At 48.2% G+C, this 2,545-nt stretch carries 4 protein-coding genes; all 4 read right to left on the bottom strand.

Annotated features, from left to right (window positions below):
- On the bottom strand, positions 1-515 hold a 515-nt coding region (locus A3735_RS19000; RefSeq protein ID WP_197485940.1), incomplete at its 3' end, for a nickel-dependent hydrogenase large subunit.
- A gap of 16 nt (positions 516-531) precedes the next feature.
- Complete coding sequence (locus A3735_RS18995) at positions 532-1,089, bottom strand: NADP oxidoreductase (protein ID WP_068511660.1); 558 nt, start codon at positions 1,087-1,089, stop codon at positions 532-534.
- Positions 1,086-1,844, bottom strand: a complete 759-nt coding sequence (locus A3735_RS18990; RefSeq protein WP_068632966.1) for a 2Fe-2S iron-sulfur cluster-binding protein — start codon at positions 1,842-1,844, stop codon at positions 1,086-1,088. Before A3735_RS18990 ends, A3735_RS18995 begins: the two co-directional genes overlap by 4 nt.
- On the bottom strand, positions 1,816-2,545 hold a 730-nt coding region (locus A3735_RS18985), incomplete at its 5' end, for an NADH-ubiquinone oxidoreductase-F iron-sulfur binding region domain-containing protein (RefSeq protein ID WP_304439994.1). The genes A3735_RS18990 and A3735_RS18985, both read right to left, overlap by 29 nt.

Here is a 2,545-nt window from a genome sequence, read left to right as displayed (position 1 = left end):
GTGTTGCCATGAATTTTTTTACCTGCGGTGTACTGAATAACTTCTTGTCCGTACTTGCGCATTAATACGCCTTTCTTGGCCAGGTCAGGAAAGGCTTTAATGACTTCAAAGATATTGCGCTTTTTAGCGGGAGCAGAAAAACCAAAGAGCAGGTCAGGTGAACTGAGATGGAAGAAGTGGAGTACGTTGCTCTGCATAATCTGGCCGTAGTGCATTAGGCGGCGCATTTTTTCGGCGGTGGGCGTGAGTTGGTCAACACCGACAATCATATCCATAGCTTTTGCGGCTGCTAAGTGATGACTTACCGGGCAGATGCCACACAAGCGCTGAACGATGACAGGCACTTCCCAAAGTAATCGGCCCTGGATAAAGCGCTCAAAGCCTCTGAACTCGACAATATGTAAGCGCGCTTCAGACACCTGGTTTTGTTCATCGAGGTGAATCGTCACTTTGCCGTGACCCTCGACTCGCGTTAGGGGTTCTATTTCTACGATCCGAGCTTTTGTTTTTTTCATCTTTTCAGCCCTTGAATTAGTCAAACTTGATCAGTGAATAATCAAGCGAAGGTGGCTCGCCTTTGATCAAGGCTGTTAAAGCACTCCATAGCGCATCGCCAGAAGGTGGACAACCTGGAATCTGGTAGTCAACTTTGACCACATCGACGCAGGTGTAAACCTTGTCGAGCAGCAAAGGTAGAGCTGGGTCATTTGGTATCTGGTTTTCTGGGTTGAGTACCTTGGGCGTGGTATAGGCTTCGTCCAGGCATTCTCTTAGCGGATCATCGGAATGCATAATGGCATTTCGCATGACCGGCAAACCGCCCATGATGGCGCATTGCCCAACGGCAAAAAGTATGTCGCAGTTCTCTCTGAATTCACGAAGCACATGGACGTTATCTTCATTACAGCAGCCGCCTTCAATGAGGCCAATGTCGCAACGGCGTGTGAACTTTTTGACATCGTTTAAAGGGCTGCGATCAAACTCGGCCAGTTCCATTAGTTCGATTATTCTTTCATCAATATCCAGCAACGACATATGACAGCCAAAGCAACCTGCCAGAGAGGTGGTGGCAATACGCTTCTTTCTCATTTTGTACTGTCCTCTTTGCCGGTTTCAGGCTGGTATTGTCGTACTTCGATATCTGAGCCAATTATATGGCTGTCGTATTGACGCTCGCCAACGGGGGCGAAAAAGCCATCGTTCTTTCGAATAATACAGCCAACCGGACAAACCTCTAACGACATGGCATAGTCGTTAATATCGGCATTGGTATCAGCAAGGCAGTCGCCATTCACACCAATACGTTTATGGATACCGCGACCCACGTATTCAAAGACATGCTTGTCGTCAACGTCTCGTGAGGCTCGAATACAACGGCCACAGAGTATGCAGCGGTTGTTATCTAATGCGATATCCGGGTGCGAAGCATCAACCGGGCGTGAGGGCTGTAAGTATGGGAAGTCTGATGCCTGAGACAAACCAAGGCGATAGGCGGTTGCTTGTAGTTCGCAGCGTCCACTAGCTTCGCAGATAGGACAGAGATGATTGCCTTCATGAAATAACATTCTGACCAAATCTTTGCGATAGCCTGTTACTTCCTGGCTTTCATTTTCAATAATTGCACCGTTTTCGATAGGTTGTGTGCAGGCGGCAACGACCCGGCCATTCATTTTGACAGAGCAAACTCGGCAGCTACCTTGGGGAACAAGGCCTTCAGAATCGCATAGCCGAGGAATGTAGATACCTTGTGCCTCACAGGCAGACATTATCGACTGCCCCTCAAGGGCTTCGACTTTCTTGCCGTCGATGGTAAAGCTAAGTCGCTTTTCTTCTTGGTTCATCATTTTTGCTCCCTGTCGTCATGGTCGTATCGCGGGTCAAAATAATCGATCGCCGTTTAGCGATAATACGCGATTCATTCAATGCACTTTGAATATCAAAACCTGCCTGACGACCATCCGGGTGGTCTTTTAGTAATGCCGCGTACACTAAAGGGAAGTTTTCAATTGTCGATAAAATAGGTTTAGGGGACGTATGCCCAAGCCCGCAGCGACTGGTTTGAATAATGGTATTGCCGAGGCTTTGCAAAGACTCCAGGTCCTTGCTCTCGCCCTGGCCGAGCATGATTTTCTCAAGCCCTTTCTTTAAAAACACATTACCGACTCTGCATGGCGTGCAGTAGCCACAGCTTTCTTCAATAAAGAAGTGCATAAAGTAATTGACGATATCGAGAATATTACGTTGCGCCGAGAAAATCATGATAGCCCCTGCTGTAGGTAAATCCTCAAAACATAAGCGCCGGTTAAAGTCGATACGCGCAATCATTTCGCCACTGGCACCACCTACCTGGACAGCTTCTGCATCAATAGCACCAGCTAAGTCGAGTGCATCGGAGACGCTAATACCATGCTCAACTTCATAGATGCCAGGGCGCTCGCAGTCGCCGCAAATACTGAGCAGCTTGCTACCTTTGCTGTGCTCGGTGCCAAGAGACTGAAACCACTCAGCACCTTTGTCCAGAATATGAGGCACGTTGCAGAAGGTT

This window comes from Oleiphilus sp. HI0061, from assembly GCF_001635675.1.
The sequence above is the reverse complement of the archived record's forward strand: the minus strand, read 5'-3'. Positions and strand labels throughout refer to the sequence as shown.

What these genes read in the sequence shown, in the direction of transcription:
- A3735_RS18995 (WP_068511660.1), bottom strand. Translation starts at nt 1,089, where the DNA reads ATGAGAAAGAAGCGTATTGCCACCACCTCTCTGGCAGGTTGCTTTGGC.
- A3735_RS18990 (WP_068632966.1), bottom strand. Translation starts at nt 1,844, where the DNA reads ATGATGAACCAAGAAGAAAAGCGACTTAGCTTTACCATCGACGGCAAG.